15 protein-coding genes, 3 pseudogenes and 1 riboswitch are annotated in these 14553 nt (G+C 38.3%); of the genes and pseudogenes, 6 read left to right on the top strand and 12 right to left on the bottom strand.

The annotated features are described in order from the left end of the window. Window positions 1-89: 89 nt before the first annotated feature. Both ACEWFJ_RS08090 and ACEWFJ_RS08085 read right to left on the bottom strand, forming a co-directional pair. Entirely contained in the window at window positions 90-1256 is a 1167-nt protein-coding gene (locus ACEWFJ_RS08090) for a cation:proton antiporter (RefSeq protein WP_473691471.1), read from the bottom strand. Between the two features lie 176 nt (window positions 1257-1432). Beyond that, entirely contained in the window at window positions 1433-1927 is a 495-nt protein-coding gene (locus tag ACEWFJ_RS08085; RefSeq protein ID WP_473691469.1) for a GNAT family N-acetyltransferase, read from the bottom strand. 78 nt (window positions 1928-2005) lie between these two features. Here ACEWFJ_RS08085 and ACEWFJ_RS08080 point away from each other — a divergent pair, with 78 nt between their 5' ends. Then, complete coding sequence (locus ACEWFJ_RS08080) at window positions 2006-2929, top strand: alpha/beta hydrolase (RefSeq protein ID WP_473691467.1); 924 nt, start codon at window positions 2006-2008, stop codon at window positions 2927-2929. An 85-nt stretch (window positions 2930-3014) separates the two neighbouring features. Here ACEWFJ_RS08080 and ACEWFJ_RS08075 read toward each other — a convergent pair whose 3' ends face one another. After that, entirely contained in the window at window positions 3015-3473 is a 459-nt protein-coding gene (locus tag ACEWFJ_RS08075; protein WP_473691465.1) for a DUF4352 domain-containing protein, read from the bottom strand. Window positions 3474-3813: 340 nt separating this feature from the next. Further along, on the bottom strand, window positions 3814-4056 hold the full coding sequence (locus ACEWFJ_RS08070; RefSeq protein WP_377883702.1) for a DUF2552 family protein: 243 nt from the start codon (window positions 4054-4056) through the stop codon (window positions 3814-3816). A 143-nt stretch (window positions 4057-4199) separates the two neighbouring features. Between ACEWFJ_RS08070 and ACEWFJ_RS08065 the strand changes: the two genes are divergently transcribed. After that, window positions 4200-4403: a CDGSH iron-sulfur domain-containing protein gene (locus ACEWFJ_RS08065; protein WP_098310653.1), complete on the top strand. Its 204-nt coding sequence runs from the start codon at window positions 4200-4202 to the stop codon at window positions 4401-4403. Window positions 4404-4436: 33 nt separating this feature from the next. Here ACEWFJ_RS08065 and crcB (ACEWFJ_RS08060) read toward each other — a convergent pair whose 3' ends face one another. Together crcB (ACEWFJ_RS08060) and crcB (ACEWFJ_RS08055) are read right to left on the bottom strand one after the other, a co-directional pair. After that, window positions 4437-4790 (bottom strand): fluoride efflux transporter CrcB, encoded by a 354-nt coding sequence (gene crcB / locus ACEWFJ_RS08060; RefSeq protein ID WP_473691462.1) that lies wholly within the window; start codon window positions 4788-4790, stop codon window positions 4437-4439. Then, entirely contained in the window at window positions 4729-5193 is a 465-nt protein-coding gene (crcB, locus tag ACEWFJ_RS08055; protein WP_473691459.1) for a fluoride efflux transporter CrcB, read from the bottom strand. Before crcB (ACEWFJ_RS08055) ends, crcB (ACEWFJ_RS08060) begins: the two co-directional genes overlap by 62 nt. Before the next feature lie 167 nt (window positions 5194-5360). After that, window positions 5361-5504: riboswitch (FMN riboswitch) on the top strand. A 301-nt stretch (window positions 5505-5805) separates the two neighbouring features. On the opposite strand from crcB (ACEWFJ_RS08055), the gene ribD reads away from it, so the two are divergent. The 4 genes and pseudogenes from ribD (at window position 5806) to ribH (ending at window position 9233) form a co-directional block, all read left to right on the top strand. Further along, window positions 5806-6918: a bifunctional diaminohydroxyphosphoribosylaminopyrimidine deaminase/5-amino-6-(5-phosphoribosylamino)uracil reductase RibD gene (gene ribD, locus ACEWFJ_RS08050; RefSeq protein WP_473691457.1), complete on the top strand. Its 1113-nt coding sequence runs from the start codon at window positions 5806-5808 to the stop codon at window positions 6916-6918. Further along, window positions 6899-7429: pseudogene (gene ribE, locus ACEWFJ_RS08045) on the top strand (riboflavin synthase); the annotation flags it as partial. The gene ribD and the pseudogene ribE, both read left to right, overlap by 20 nt. Window positions 7430-7555: 126 nt before the next feature. Continuing rightward, complete coding sequence (locus ACEWFJ_RS08040) at window positions 7556-8749, top strand: bifunctional 3,4-dihydroxy-2-butanone-4-phosphate synthase/GTP cyclohydrolase II (RefSeq protein WP_473692394.1); 1194 nt, start codon at window positions 7556-7558, stop codon at window positions 8747-8749. A gap of 22 nt (window positions 8750-8771) precedes the next feature. Then, the gene (gene ribH / locus ACEWFJ_RS08035; protein ID WP_020059455.1) at window positions 8772-9233 is read left to right on the top strand and encodes a 6,7-dimethyl-8-ribityllumazine synthase; all 462 of its coding nucleotides are present in this window, start codon (window positions 8772-8774) and stop codon (window positions 9231-9233) included. 316 nt (window positions 9234-9549) lie between these two features. On the opposite strand, the gene ACEWFJ_RS08030 is transcribed toward ribH, so the two are convergent. The 6 genes and pseudogenes from ACEWFJ_RS08030 to bioD form a co-directional block, all read right to left on the bottom strand. After that, window positions 9550-9831, bottom strand: coding sequence for a hypothetical protein (locus ACEWFJ_RS08030; RefSeq protein ID WP_429708786.1), 282 nt, complete (start codon window positions 9829-9831; stop codon window positions 9550-9552). A gap of 321 nt (window positions 9832-10152) precedes the next feature. Next, window positions 10153-11149 (bottom strand): annotated as a pseudogene (bioB, locus tag ACEWFJ_RS08025) (biotin synthase BioB). Next, a pseudogene (gene bioC / locus ACEWFJ_RS08020) lies at window positions 11150-11958 on the bottom strand (malonyl-ACP O-methyltransferase BioC). It abuts the pseudogene before it with no gap. Beyond that, window positions 11924-12673: an alpha/beta fold hydrolase gene (locus ACEWFJ_RS08015; protein WP_473691455.1), complete on the bottom strand. Its 750-nt coding sequence runs from the start codon at window positions 12671-12673 to the stop codon at window positions 11924-11926. The pseudogene bioC and the gene ACEWFJ_RS08015 overlap by 35 nt, the downstream one beginning before the upstream one ends. Beyond that, window positions 12670-13857, bottom strand: coding sequence for an 8-amino-7-oxononanoate synthase (gene bioF / locus ACEWFJ_RS08010; RefSeq protein ID WP_473691453.1), 1188 nt, complete (start codon window positions 13855-13857; stop codon window positions 12670-12672). The genes ACEWFJ_RS08015 and bioF overlap by 4 nt, the downstream gene beginning before the upstream one ends. Then, window positions 13823-14551: a dethiobiotin synthase gene (gene bioD / locus ACEWFJ_RS08005; protein ID WP_098310641.1), complete on the bottom strand. Its 729-nt coding sequence runs from the start codon at window positions 14549-14551 to the stop codon at window positions 13823-13825. The genes bioF and bioD overlap by 35 nt, the downstream gene beginning before the upstream one ends. Between the last annotated feature and the right edge of the window lie 2 nt (window positions 14552-14553).

The raw sequence follows: 14553 nt of genomic DNA, 5'->3' as shown, positions 1-14553 counted from the left end.
GTTTACAACCTCACCGTAAAACAAAATAAAGCCTACGTCAAGGTTATTGTTATATATTTCTGAAAATTGTTACATAAAAAAAGAAGTGCTTACATTGCACTTCTTTCCTCTTTCAATTGCTTGTCTTTTATCGCAAATGTTTTCTTTAACATCGGCGGTGTAATCATCGTTGTCAAAATAACAACAATAACAATCGCTGTAAAGTAATCTTGCGCTAATAATCCTGAAGCCAAACCTTGTCCTGCAATAATCAAGGCTACTTCGCCACGTGAAACCATTCCAGATCCAATGATTGTAGAAGACTGTAAATCAAAACCTGTCATACGTGCTCCAAGACCACAACCAATCAATTTCGTTAACACAGCAATTACTGTTAAAATGACAATAAACCAAACTTTATCTCCAAGTCCTGCAAACGTAATATTCATCCCAATACTTACAAAGAAAATAGGAACAAACATTGCATAGGCAATTGGTTCAACTTTCTTCTCAACTTCATGTTTATAATCTGTTTGGGAGATAGCAATCCCTGCCGCAAACGCTCCGATAATTCCCGCTATTCCTAGTAATTCTCCAAAATAAGCGAAGGAGAAACAAATAATAAGGGCTGCGCTAATAATAGATTCTGACACACGAAGCGGAGAAAGCCAGCGCATAATCATCGGAACACCTTTCCATCCGATTAGGATAATAGCTGCGAAGAAGACAACCTTTTTCAAAATAATCATTGTTAGATTCACATCACCTGCACCTAAGAAACTCATGGCAAAAGCAAGCAAAATAACAACAAGGATATCATCAAACACAGCTGCGCCAAGCATTGTTGTACTTTCGCGCGTTTTCATTTTCCCTAAATCCCGAAGCGTTTGCACAGAGATACTAACGCTAGTTGCACAAAGAAGTAAGCCCAAAAAGACTGCATTTGCTTGCTCCATTCCCATAATCAGACCGGCAACATAGCCACCTAGAAACGGCATAATAATTCCACCCACTGCTACTGCTAAAGAAGAATTGCGATTTTCATTTAGTTCCTTTAAATCCGTTTCTAAACCCGCCATAAACATGAGGAGAATAACCCCGACTTCACTTAATTGCTTCAGTAAATCTGTATTATCAATTAATCCCAATACTGCTGGACCAATCACAATACCAACAATAAGTTTTCCAAGTACAGACGGTTGCCCTAGCCTGACACTTAAGTCACCCGCAAGCTTTGTACTTAGCAAAATTACTGCTAATTGAAAGAAAAATATCATCTCATCTCTCCTTTTCTCATCCTAATCATTAGAATCATTATAATTATATATGATGTATACTAGTCTGTGAAATTATCAAATTAGCACATTCATGTAATTATCACATTCATTTCCTCCTAATAAATTCCTATAATAAAAAAACTTCCTATTTATAAAATAAGAGCATATATTTTAGCTTATCTAACTTTTAATTTGACATATTTTTTTTCAAACGCAATTTCATGTAAGATTGGAATTCCCTCATATCCAATAATCGGAATTTCTCGTTTCAACTTACGAGCTTCTTGTACAGCATCTATGTATAGATTTGTCATAGTAAATCCTCGTTTCTGGTAAAATCGCATCGCATTTACATTATCATTTGTCGTGATAAGCCAAATTTTTTCACAAAATTGTTTCTTTGCCGCATCTATTACACACTCTACAAGCTGTGTACCAATCCCTCTTTTTTCTTTGAAACTATCAAGTGATACAATTTCACAATTTTTATCAACGAAATAATATGTGATAATTCCTATTATTTCGTTATTTTCCACTGCAAGAAACCCTGGTAATCGATCTAATTGATGGATATGTCCTCTTGAACCCATTACAGTACTGCCCCAATTTTCTTGCATAAATTGACCAATTTCTTCTCGCATCTCTGCTGTTATATTTTGAACTCTCATCATACTCACTTCTCTCACCTTTACAGATTGTTATGATACAATATAATTGTATCATATGTATTGTAGCTTGGAGGATGGAGTATGAAAGCGTTTTGGACAGCATTACTAACGATATTGGGTACTCTTATTGGGATTGGTATTTTCTTCACGAATGCAGTCATGTATTTAAAGAAAAAAACAGAAGAAGAAATTTTAGAACGTGAAACAAAACAGCATTTTCGCTTGGAGGATTTCGAAGCTCTACAGAAAGAAGAAGTATACCTCTCTTCTCAATTTGGTTATAACATTCATGGTTACTATATTCCTGTTAACAATTCAAATAAGTTCATGATTTTTTGCCACGGCGTAACCGTTAACAAAATGAACTCAGTAAAATATGCGAATTTATTTTTAAACAGAGGATTCAACGTGTTTATTTATGATCATCGCCGCCACGGCCAAACAGGAGGCAAAACAACAAGTTACGGCTATTACGAGAAACACGATCTAAAGACGGTAGTGGATTGGCTCAAACAACGATTCGGTTCAAATATTACACTTGGTATTCATGGTGAATCCATGGGAGCAGCAACATTATTACAATATGCAGGTATGGTCGAGGACGGTGCTGATTTTTACATTGCCGACTGTCCATTCTCTGATTTTTACGAACAGCTTCATTACCGTTTAAAGGCTGAGTTTCATCTACCAAAATGGCCTCTTTTACCACTCGCTAATGCATTTTTAAAAGTGCGTGATGGTTATACAATTCAGGAAGTTTCTCCTATTGATTGTGTGAAAAACATTAAAAATCCTGTATTGTTCATCCACAGTAAAGACGATGAATACATTTTATGTAAAATGACACAAGCATTGCATGAAGCAAAAGAAGGCGCAAAAGAACTCTTTATTGCAGAAAAAGGCGCTCACGCTTGTTCTTATGCAGAAAATAAAGAAGCATATGAAACAGCAATTGATCAATTTTTAACAACATACGTAAACGAAACAAAAAACAGGCTTGCATAAGCCTGTTTTTTGTTTCGCTACTTTTGGGCAGTGAGAGCTTTCCATCAGTGAAGAATAAAAAACTCACACTGATGGAAGTTCCATTTTATTTTAGCGAAAGAACAATCGGTTCATCTTTAGCAAAATCAGGAGCAAACAACAATTCAGATTCCACCTCTTCTTTAGGCATTTCAAATATAATGCTCGTTTGCAATGAATCGTATGATTTTAGCCTTCTATCATGCAATGTACTTGGATTCCTTTTCGTTTGAACGGCCCCGTATATTTTTCCAGTCATTGAAATAACATTAAACTGAGCAGGTTTAACAACAATACTTTTGTTTCTATTGTTTTCTAAAGAAAAGTTTATAACAAGAAGTGTGTGGTTTTGTTTCGCAGTCCACACATCATAATGCGCTACACGGCTTATATTTTTAATATCAAATTCGATTTGATCGGCGGATAAAACCCCTTTGACACTTGATTTATTAACCTGTTCCTCTCTATTACATCCGGCAATACAAAAACACATGATGATACTTATTATACTCAATCGTTTCCGCAACAACTTCCACCTTCTTTTGCTGTTTCTATCGATTGTATGATGTACACATTGTACGTTTTTATACATATGAAATACAGTGAAACTTCCATCAGTAGGGGCTTCATCCCCCACTGATGGTTAGTTGAACCAATCGAGCTTTTACGGGCAGTTATCCCCCACCTATCTTCTTCGCTCTTCTCTGAATCTTGAGGTGAAGGTATTACTGCCCACGAATAGCGGGATAAAACCTGTGAAATTATACAAAAAGGCTAATTCATCCCTTAATGAATTAGCCTTTTTCCTATCTCAACCAACAACAGAAGTCTTATTATATCAAGTACCTACTAATAGCAAGCTTATGTTACGCCAATACGTCTGTAACTTGATCCATATTTTCAGAAATCCATTTTACCGCTTCATCAAGTGATAGGAACTCTGTTGTTTGAAATGTGACTTCATCTTGTAATAACCATACATCCTTCACTTCTTGCTGCACACCAGCAATCGACCAATGAAGTAAGCTGTATGGATGATTATCGTTTAAAAACGATACCCACGTTCGCTCTTTTGCAATGTTTTGTAATGTACGTAATTGTTTGTTCATGTTTATATTCACCTTAATATCTTTTCAGTATATAACTTATTATATCATTTCTATTTTCTCACAAAAAGCATTGTTTCTAAACATTGTCAAGTAATTCTAGTAAGTATATGATAGACATAAGCGTTTGGTAAGGAGGTGTAACAATGGAGAAAGTACAAATTAAAGTAAATAATAATGGTTCGTTCCGTATTACAGGGGATGTGGAACTAATCGATGCTGAAGGGAATGTATTTCCAGCTAAACCGGCATTTTCTCTATGCCGTTGTGGATTATCCCAAAATATGCCGTATTGCGATGGTTCACATAAAGGAAAATTTGAATCTGTTGTACGTGCACCAAAAGAATAAAAAACACGCGCACAAGAAAATGTGCGCGTATTTTTACATGCTCCCAATATAAAATCCAACAAAAGCACTGCCAATACCTATTCCATAACTTATAACAAAATATAGTAATGCCTTTTTCCCTTCTCGTGTATGTATAAGTTGTATCATTTCTAGTTGATATGTTGAAAACGTCGTAAATGCTCCCATAAATCCTGTACCACATAACAATATCCACATTTTAGCTACTTCAGCACCATTTAACATACCAAGTAAAAATGAGCCGATTATATTTATAAAAAATGTTCCATATGGAAAAGCATTTCCGTACTTTTCTTTCGCTACAGTACTAATAAAAAAACGTGTAATTGCACCGAAGAAGCCCCCGATACTGACAAGTAGAATACTCATATGTTTCCTTCTTCCTCAACCTGCGTTCATACAGCATATTCCCAGCATAAAATCCACTAAAAGCTAAAAGTAATCCCCCTATCATACTTGCGCCCACATATAAAAATGCCATTGTGAATGCTTCATGCTGTAGTAGCTTCAGTGTTTCCACACTAAACGTTGAAAATGTTGTAAACGCACCAATTATTCCTGTACCAACAGCACTTATCATAAGCGGTGAAACTTGTTTCATCCGAAAAACAGACATCGTTAAGAATGCTAATAAAAAGCTACCACTCATATTGATTAACCATGTTGCTAATGGAAAACCAGCAGAAGATGTTGGTTCAAGCAATTGGCCTACTCCATAGCGAGCCAAAGCTCCAATAATACCGCCTATTCCTACAGCAATATATTTTTTCATACTCTCACCTCGTTTTAAACACGATATAAAACCTTTGCTACACTAGTATAGCAAATTAATCCTGCCGCTAATGCAGCTTTAGCTTCTCCTTTATTTTCATGCAATTCTTCACATTTAAATATTTTTTTATGGCCTTTTTTCTTTTCTGTGCTATAATGTGAGCAAACAGCATTCTTCGGGGTCGGGTGAAATTCCCAACCGGCGGTGATGAAGTTCACACTTCTAAGTCCGTGACCCGCTTTCAAGTTGAAAACGGTGGATCTAGTGAGAATCTAGAACCGACAGTATAGTCTGGATGGGAGAAGGATATGTTTTCTAGTACGTATAATAGGATACAACGTTTATTTCAGCATGTGCATTTGTATTGTTTATTTTTAAACATACACTTGTTTTCTTTCGTATACCATTTGGTTCGCTGCTGAAATAACGGGATAACACTAGCATGTGAAAAAATCGATATTTGCTAGGCTTCTTTTCTACGCAAACATATCAATAATTGCTAGGTTTCTTAAGCATACTCTCGTATCCTTCTTATATTTCTAGAAACATCGTCTCTCTCACCCCAAGGATTATGTCCTTGGGGTTTTTTGATTTTTTAAGAGAGGTGAGTTTATGACAGATCAAGAATATATGGCACTTGCTTTGCAATTAGCAAAAAATACAGCTGGTCAAACAAGTCCTAATCCAATGGTCGGTGCTGTTGTTGTAAAAGATGGAAATATCATTGGAGTAGGAGCTCATTTACGAGCTGGAACTGAACACGCTGAAGTTCACGCTCTACACATGGCGGGTGAAAACGCCCATGGTGCAACAGTATATGTAACGTTAGAACCATGCAGTCATCATGGAAGAACCCCACCTTGCTGTGATTTACTTATAAAAAAGAACGTAAGCCGAGTAGTCATTGCAGTGCTCGATAGTAATCCGCTTGTTTCAGGTCAAGGTGTCAAGCGTTTACAAGAGGCTGGAATTGACGTAACAATTGGTGTACTCGAAAAGGAAGCAAAAGAATTAAATCGTTACTTTTTTCACTACATGAAAACAAAGCGTCCATTTGTAACCTTAAAAACAGCAATGAGTCTAGATGGAAAAATCGCTACTCGTACAGGAGAAAGTAAATGGATTACAGGTGAAGCATCGCGGGCTGATGTACATCGTTATCGTCATACACACGATGCCATTCTTGTTGGTGTAAATACAATAATTGCTGATAATCCGCATTTAACAACGCGCCTTGTAAATGGCGGAAAAAATCCGATTCGCATCGTACTTGATACGCATTTACGAACTCCACTTTCATCCCATGTGATTACAGATGGAGAGGTGCCAACATGGATTGTTGTTGGAAATAGCGTTTCAAAAGAAAAAATTGCAAAATTTCAATCTGATATGGTGTCCGTATTGCAAATGAAGACAAGTAACATTGAAATAAGTGAAATGCTTGATCTTCTTGGAGAAAAAAATATTCTTTCTCTCTTTGTCGAAGGCGGACAAACTATTCATGCGAGTTTCTTAGAAGCGAAATGCTTTCAGGAACTGATTACGTATATTAGTCCAAAACTAATTGGTGGTAAAGATGCTCCAACATGGTTTGGCGGAAATGGTTTCACAAAACTGCAAGATGCACTTACCTTGCACATTCAATCGATGGAACAAATCAGCGATGACATAAAAGTCGTTGCCACACCAAGAAAAGAGGTGCCTTATGTTCACAGGAATTGTTGAGGAACTTGGAACAATTGCTAACATGCAACAAACCGGCGAAGCAATGCAACTTACAATTTCCGCACAAACTATTTTGTCGGATGTAAACTTAGGCGACAGCATTGCTGTAAACGGGATATGTTTAACTGTCACTTCTTTTACAACACACTCTTTTACCGTTGATGTTATGCCGGAGACGATGCGAGCAACTTCGCTGCAAACTCTTAGCCGCGGTTCAGAGGTAAATTTAGAGCAAGCCATGGGTGCAAATGGTCGCTTTGGTGGACATTTCGTTACAGGGCACATTGACGGTATTGGAACAATTATTGATAAAAAACGGAGCTATAATGCCGTATATTACAAAATACAATTACCCAATGAACTACTTCGTTATTGTTTACAAAAAGGATCCGTTGCCATTGATGGTACGAGTCTTACGATTTTTGGTGTTGATGAATCTTCCATCACAATCTCCCTCATTCCACACACATTAAGTCAGTCAGTAATCGGGAAGAAAACTGCCGGCGATATCGTGAATATTGAGTGCGATATGATTGGAAAATATATTGAACGTTTTATTACGCAGGCAGCACCTAAAAAAGCTCGCTTACAGAAAGCTTTTTACAAGACAACGGATTCCTATAAGGGAGGAAATGAAATGTTTCATCGTATTGAAGAAGCGCTAGAAGATTTAAAGCAAGGAAAAGTTGTCATCGTATGTGATGATGAACATAGAGAAAACGAAGGGGATTTTATTGCCTTAGGTGAGTACATTACACCGGAAACAATCAATTTCATGATTACACACGGGCGCGGTCTTGTATGTGTTCCGATTACAGAAGAATATGCCAATCGTTTGGAACTAAAGCCAATGGTTTCAAATAATACAGACTCTCACGGCACTGCCTTTACAGTTAGCATTGATCACATTTCAACAACAACTGGTATTAGTGCTCATGAACGTGCGACAACCGTACGGGAATTATTAAACCCAAAGGCGAAAGCAAGTGATTTTAAGCGTCCTGGACATATTTTTCCTTTAATCGCAAAAGCAGGTGGTGTTCTCCGCCGCGCCGGGCATACAGAGGCTGCTGTAGATTTAGCAACATTATGCGGTGCAGAACCAGCAGGCGTCATTTGTGAAATTATAAATGAAGATGGCACGATGGCACGAGTACCTGATTTATTAGAAATCGCAAAGCAATTTAATCTCAAAATGATTACAATTGAGGACTTAATTGCATATCGCCGTCATCATGAAACGTTAGTACAACGCGAAGTGGAAATTACTTTACCAACGGAATTTGGTACATTCCAAGCAATTGGCTATTCCAATTCTCTTGACGATAAAGAACATATTGCTCTTATAAAAGGTGATATTTCCACAGGTGAACCAACTCTTGTACGCGTCCATTCTGAATGTTTAACTGGCGATGTATTTGGGTCTTGCCGCTGCGACTGCGGTCCACAGCTTCATGCCGCTCTCACTCAAATTGAACGAGAAGGAAAAGGAATTCTTCTATACATGCGTCAAGAAGGACGCGGCATTGGACTGCTTAATAAATTACGAGCATATAAGCTGCAAGAAGAAGGTTACGATACTGTAGAAGCAAATGAAAAGCTTGGCTTTGCAGCTGACCTTCGCGATTATGGTATTGGTGCACAAATTTTAAAAGATTTAGGATTACAACAACTTCGTCTCTTAACAAATAACCCACGTAAAATTGCAGGCTTACAAGGTTATGATCTAGAAGTTGTCGAACGCGTACCGTTGCAAATGCCGGCAAAAGAAGAAAATAAGGCATATTTACAAACGAAATCAACAAAATTAGGTCACTTATTAAATTTATAATAAATTAAGGGAGAGATACATTATGGTATTCGAAGGTCATTTAGTTGGTACAGGATTAAAAGTAGGTATTGTCGTTGGTCGTTTTAACGAATTTATTACAAGCAAACTATTAGGCGGTGCATTAGACGGTTTAAAGCGTCACGGAGTAGAAGAAAATAACATTGATGTCGCTTGGGTTCCTGGTGCATTTGAAATTCCATTAATCGCGAAGAAAATGGCAAACAGCGGAAAATACGATGCAGTTATTACACTTGGAACAGTAATCCGCGGTGCAACAACGCATTATGATTATGTTTGTAATGAAGTTGCAAAAGGTGTGGCTTCTCTTTCATTACAAACAGAAATCCCTGTTATCTTCGGCGTATTAACAACAGAAACAATTGAACAGGCAATTGAACGTGCTGGTACAAAAGCTGGAAATAAAGGCTGGGAATCTGCTGTCGCAGCCATTGAAATGGCAAACCTATCCCGCCAATGGGCATAAAGTGAAACTTCCTCTTGTGAGGTGCTTTTCCTCACAAGAGGTTAGTTGAACCAATCGGGCTCTTATGGCTGGTTAGATTTTCTTCCTGCTCTTACTCCTTACCAGCCGTTTGAGCGGGATAAAGTGAAACTTCCTCTTGTGAGGTGCTTTTCCTCACAAGAGGTTAGTTGAACCAATCGGGCTCTTATGGCTGGTTAGATTTTCTTCCTGCTCTTACTCCTTACCAGCCGTTTGAGCGGGATAAAGTGAAACTTCCTTTTGTGAGGTGCTTTTCCTCACAAGAGGTTAGTTGAACCAATCGGGCTCTTATGGCTGGTTAGGTTTCGAGCAAACAACCAAAAGAGGCTTCGGCCTCTTTTTGCTTTCTCATTTTTTCTTTTCTCTGTTCCTCTTGTGCAATATGAAGCTCTCTGCCCACTTCTTTTAAATCTTTTCCTTCTGTTTCAATTCCAAAATACTCAGCTTGATGCCGAAAATGCTGCTCAATTCTCGCTTGCATATCTTTCTGTTCAGGATTTTCAATTGCTTTCACTGGGTCTGCACTAATTGCTTTTAACAAAATAAGAAAGCTCATAATTGCTAATATATATTTATGCATACAAATCTCTCCAAACCGTTGTTGATATCTCTCTTACTATGTACAATTGCGGAGCGGGAAATTCGGCTGCATATCATGTTCATCGCCTTACAAGTTGAATGACCACAGGGGTTATATACGTTTTATTACATTTTATTTACAAAAAAGAAAGCTCCTATATCAAGAGCTTTCTTCCCTAATCTTTATTGATTTCTCGCAACTACAATCCATGTAACTTTATCCCGCATTAACGGGCAGTAAGACCCCACCTCAAGATTCAAAGAGAAACAAGGAAGATAGGTGGGGGATGAAAAACCCCCTACTGATGGAAGTTTCACTTTATTACAACGCACATTCCTCAATTTCAAATCCTAAATCTTCAATCATTCCCCAGTCTGCTGTTGGCTCTTGGCCATCTGTCGTTAAATAATCACCAACAAAGATTGAGTTTGCAGCAAATAAACCAAGTGGCTGAACAGAGCGTAAATTAATTTCACGTCCGCCAGAAATCCGAATTTCTTTTGACGGATTCACAAAGCGCATCATTGCTAATACTTTTAAGCACTCTACTGGTGTTAATTCTTTTGCCCTTCTAACGGTGTTCCATTTACAGCAACAAGGAAATTACATGGGATAGAATCCGCATCTATGCGTTTTAATTCAAATGCAATTTCTACACGTTGCTCCTTCGTTTCTCCCATTCCGAAAATAGCACCCGAACATGGTGATATACCCGCATGCTTCGCTTTTTCAACTGTATCAACACGATCGTCGTACGTATGAGTTGAGCAAATACTCTCATAATTATCTACATGCGTATTTAAATTATGATTGTAACGATGCACACCAGCTTCTGCAAGACGCTGCGCTTGATCTTCATTTAAAAATCCTAAACAACAGCAAATCTTCAAATCAGTCGTATCACGGATTTCTTTTACCGCTCCAATGACATGTTCTACTTCTTTATTAGTTGGACGGCGGCCGGAAGCAACAATACAATATGTACCTGCCTTGCGTCGAATCGCTTCATGTGCACCTTCTACAATCTTCTCTTGCGTTAACCAAGCATACTTATCAATGGGAGCCTCTGATACGATTGATTGGGAACAATACCCACAATCCTCCGGGCATAGACCAGATTTCGTATTAATAATCATATTTAGTTTTACTTTTTTCCAAAATAATGATGACGAATCACATACGCAGCATTCATAATTTCTAAAATTTCTTCATCATTTGCTTGCAGAATGTTCAGCGCTTCTTCTTTCGTTACAGCTCTTCCTTGCACTACCTCAGATGCGATTTGCTTCCAATTTGTTTTCGTTTGTACATGTTTCATTTATTCTCTTCCCTCTTTTTTCATATAAGAAAATAAAGCATGATATGTTGCTGCAATTCTTCCATCTTCCATAAAATCTCGTTCATATATGCGAAGCATATTACGAAAGATAGAAGGACTTTGGCAATAGGATTCTTCATTACTGTTCGTAGCCCCAACTTTACGAATGGATTGTAAAAACTCACGAACTGTAGCAAATGTTTCTATGTAACACGTTTCAGCAACATGTATATCCCCCGTTATTCTTTTACATAACTCTTGCAACTGTAGTCCTGTTAAAAAATTTGGCCAACAGTTGTTGCATCAGCTATTGCACACGTTGTTTTTGCACGCTGAAATGATGTATGAAGCTCATGAAATGTTTTATTTCCAAACGTCGAAAATAGTAGCACACCATCTTCATGTAAATGATTATATAAATTCGCTAACGTAGCCGATAAATCGTTTAGCCATTGAAACGTTGCATTGGATATCATCACATCATATTGTTCATAAAGTTTAATATGTTCAATGTCTTCACATCGAAATGTAACAGACTCCATATTGCGCTGCGTTTTTGCTTTCGCAATCATACTTTCTGCAAAATCCACAGCTGTAATCGTCGCATTTGGAAAAGATGTCGCTAGTCTCTCTGTTACATAACCTGTGCCGCATCCAAGCTCTAAAATACGGATTTGCGCCGCTGCATCGTAATGTTCTTTCATATAAACAAGCAGCTGGTCTGCCATCTTTTTTTGTACATTTGCATATTGATCATAAGATACAGCAGCTTGATTAAATCGTTTTTGTAACAACGGCTTGTTGATCATTTTGTTGTATCTCCTTTACAAACTGTAGAATTTCTTTAGCACATCGTTCTGCATGTGTAAAACAAAGTGCATGTCCAGCTTCCTCTATAATCGTTAGCGATGCATTTGTTTTTTCGCGTATATACTGCGCTGCAGAAGGAGGACAAATGGCATCAGCTTTTCCATGAAGAAGTAATAACGGAACATCTATTTGCTGCAGCTGTTCTCTGGCATCTGTTTTTATTAAGTAATCAAGTCCACATTGCAAAGAGTCAATCGAATCACCTTGAAACTCCTCAGCTATTTTTAGAAATGCCTGCTCCTCTCCCATTTCCTGCTCCGTCTTTGAAAACATGCTTACATAAAATTTTTTCAACGTAGCATCTTTTTGTTTGAGAAGACTTCGTTTCAGTCTTTCGACAAAAGACCCTTTCCATCCATGTACATAATCAGAGTCCATTGTAAATTTCGCTGTTCCTCCTAATAAAACGATCCCTTTCGTTTGCAATGAATTATAAACTTGAAGGGTTGCCAATGCACCAAGTGACCAGCCAATTAAAATCACTTCTTTATCTTTAGCTACCTCTATGATTCGTCGTTCAAAATCCTGTTGATCTTCAACATTCCGCCAATGAACAACGTGTACTGGAACATCATGTACATATGGAAGAAACGACTCCCAAATTTGTTCCTCCATGCCCCATCCAGGAATAAGCACAAGGCTAAATTGCTTCATGAAATCACCCCTTCCTCCTTTCCAATTTGTACAATCCGCTGGGCTGCCCACTGTAAATCATCATTCGCATGCTGTGCTGTTACAGCAAACCGAATGCGTGAACTATGCTGTGGAACAGTAGGGGGACGAATGGCAATTGCCGCTATTCCTGCCTCTTGCAATTTCATACTAAAACGAAGCACTGCTTCATTAGAACCCACAATAACAGGAACAATATGCGTGGTGCTTTCTCCAATCTGAAAACCAGCTTCTTGCAGAGTGGTGCGGAAATATTGGCCATTTTCTATTAACCTTTGACGATACACTTCATTTTTGCTTACAATTTCAATTGCTTCCCCGATTGCTCCAAGCATTCCTGGAGGTAAAGCAGTTGTAAAAATTAAACTGCGCATAGTATTGATCATATAATCAATACAAACAGCTCGTCCGGTAATGTAAGCACCATAACAACCTAGCGCTTTACTAAACGTACCCATATGAATATCTACACACTTTGCCAATTCTGGATGCTTATGAGCAAGGCCTGCTCCATTCTTGCCGTAAACTCCGCCAGCATGCGCCTCATCAACCATAAGAAGCGCTCCGTACTTTTCTTTCAGCATTACTAGATCCTCTAGATGAGCCCTATCTCCATCCATGCTAAAAATAGTATCTGTGACGATCAGCTTTCGTTTTTCTGCTGGAGCAGATTTCAGCAATCTCTCTAAATGTTCCATATCATTATGACGATAGCGCTTATGCTCTGCACCGCTTAATACGATGCCATCTACGATACTTGCATGATTGAGCTTATCGCTAAACACAATGTCATGCCGGCCTACAAGTGAAGAAATCGCTCCAACATTTGCTGTGTAACCGCTATTCACAATTAGTGCTTTTTCAGTTTCTTTCCATGCGCATATACGTTGTTCAATTTCTTCATATAACGGATAGTTACCTACAACAAAACGGGATGCTGTTGCTCCTGTCCCATACCTTTTTGTTGCTTCCATTGCAGCTTCTTTTAACCGTCCATCTCCAGCTAATCCTAAGTAATTATTTGAGGCTAGATTTAGCAGCCTCTTTCCATTTCGAACGAGCCACGTTTTTTCTGCATGTTCCGTCACGAATAATGTTCGGTGCTGTGATGTTTCTGTAAGACTCGTTAATTTAGACTGAAAATGTGCTTCCCACACTGGATTCATGACGCAAAAACTCCTCTAATTTTGAGATAGCAATGCTCTCTTCTGCTGCTTGTAATAGTTCATTTCGTGTAAATCCTTCACGAAGCGCTGGTAATAATCCAATAACCGGTACGTCACTTAACTCTTCAATCATTTTTTTATTTTCTAGCACTCTCTCTTTTTCATATTGTTGGCACCCAGAAAAAATGACACCTGCGACTGATAGTCCTTGTGCTTTTGCATAAGAAATAGTTAAAACAGTATGATTCACTGTACCAAGTGTTGGACGTGCTACAATAAGTAACGGTAATTGTAACTGTTTCGCAAAATCGACAACGAGCGCATCTTCTGTGTAAGGAACTACAAGCCCACCAGCACCTTCTACAAACAAAGAATCAAATTGTTTTGATAATTCTTTGTAATGCTTTGTAATATCTGATAATAGTACTTGTCTTCCTGCCCGTTTCATAGCTAAACGCGGTGCAAGCGGTTCTTCAACTGAATAAGGACAAATCTCTTCGCATGATGTCATCACACTTGCCGCTGCTTTCAAGCGGGCAGCATCACCTTCTGGATGAGAGGAAAGATGACCGCTTTGCAGTGGTTTATACACACCGATATTATGACCACGCTGACGAAGTACACCTGCTAATGCACCTGTTACAACCGTTTTGCCTACTTCAGTATCAGTTGCTGTCACAAAGAAACCTCTCATCA

It is taken from the genome of Bacillus sp. EA-CB0995, from assembly GCF_055814245.1.
This window is presented reverse-complemented; position numbering and strand designations above follow the sequence as displayed.

Excerpts from the sequence above, each read along its gene's own strand:
- ACEWFJ_RS08090 (WP_473691471.1), bottom strand. The coding sequence starts at position 1,256 with ATGATATTTTTCTTTCAATTAGCAGTAATTTTGCTAAGTACAAAGCTT.
- ACEWFJ_RS08085 (WP_473691469.1), bottom strand. The coding sequence starts at position 1,927 with ATGATGAGAGTTCAAAATATAACAGCAGAGATGCGAGAAGAAATTGGT.
- ACEWFJ_RS08080 (WP_473691467.1), top strand. The coding sequence starts at position 2,006 with ATGAAAGCGTTTTGGACAGCATTACTAACGATATTGGGTACTCTTATT.
- ACEWFJ_RS08070 (WP_377883702.1), bottom strand. The coding sequence starts at position 4,056 with ATGAACAAACAATTACGTACATTACAAAACATTGCAAAAGAGCGAACG.
- ACEWFJ_RS08065 (WP_098310653.1), top strand. The coding sequence starts at position 4,200 with ATGGAGAAAGTACAAATTAAAGTAAATAATAATGGTTCGTTCCGTATT.
- crcB (WP_473691462.1), bottom strand. The coding sequence starts at position 4,790 with ATGAGTATTCTACTTGTCAGTATCGGGGGCTTCTTCGGTGCAATTACA.
- crcB (WP_473691459.1), bottom strand. The coding sequence starts at position 5,193 with ATGAAAAAATATATTGCTGTAGGAATAGGCGGTATTATTGGAGCTTTG.
- ribD (WP_473691457.1), top strand. The coding sequence starts at position 5,806 with ATGACAGATCAAGAATATATGGCACTTGCTTTGCAATTAGCAAAAAAT.
- ACEWFJ_RS08040 (WP_473692394.1), top strand. The coding sequence starts at position 7,556 with ATGTTTCATCGTATTGAAGAAGCGCTAGAAGATTTAAAGCAAGGAAAA.
- ribH (WP_020059455.1), top strand. The coding sequence starts at position 8,772 with ATGGTATTCGAAGGTCATTTAGTTGGTACAGGATTAAAAGTAGGTATT.
- ACEWFJ_RS08030 (WP_429708786.1), bottom strand. The coding sequence starts at position 9,831 with ATGCATAAATATATATTAGCAATTATGAGCTTTCTTATTTTGTTAAAA.
- ACEWFJ_RS08015 (WP_473691455.1), bottom strand. The coding sequence starts at position 12,673 with ATGAAGCAATTTAGCCTTGTGCTTATTCCTGGATGGGGCATGGAGGAA.
- bioF (WP_473691453.1), bottom strand. The coding sequence starts at position 13,857 with ATGAATCCAGTGTGGGAAGCACATTTTCAGTCTAAATTAACGAGTCTT.
- bioD (WP_098310641.1), bottom strand. The coding sequence starts at position 14,551 with ATGAGAGGTTTCTTTGTGACAGCAACTGATACTGAAGTAGGCAAAACG.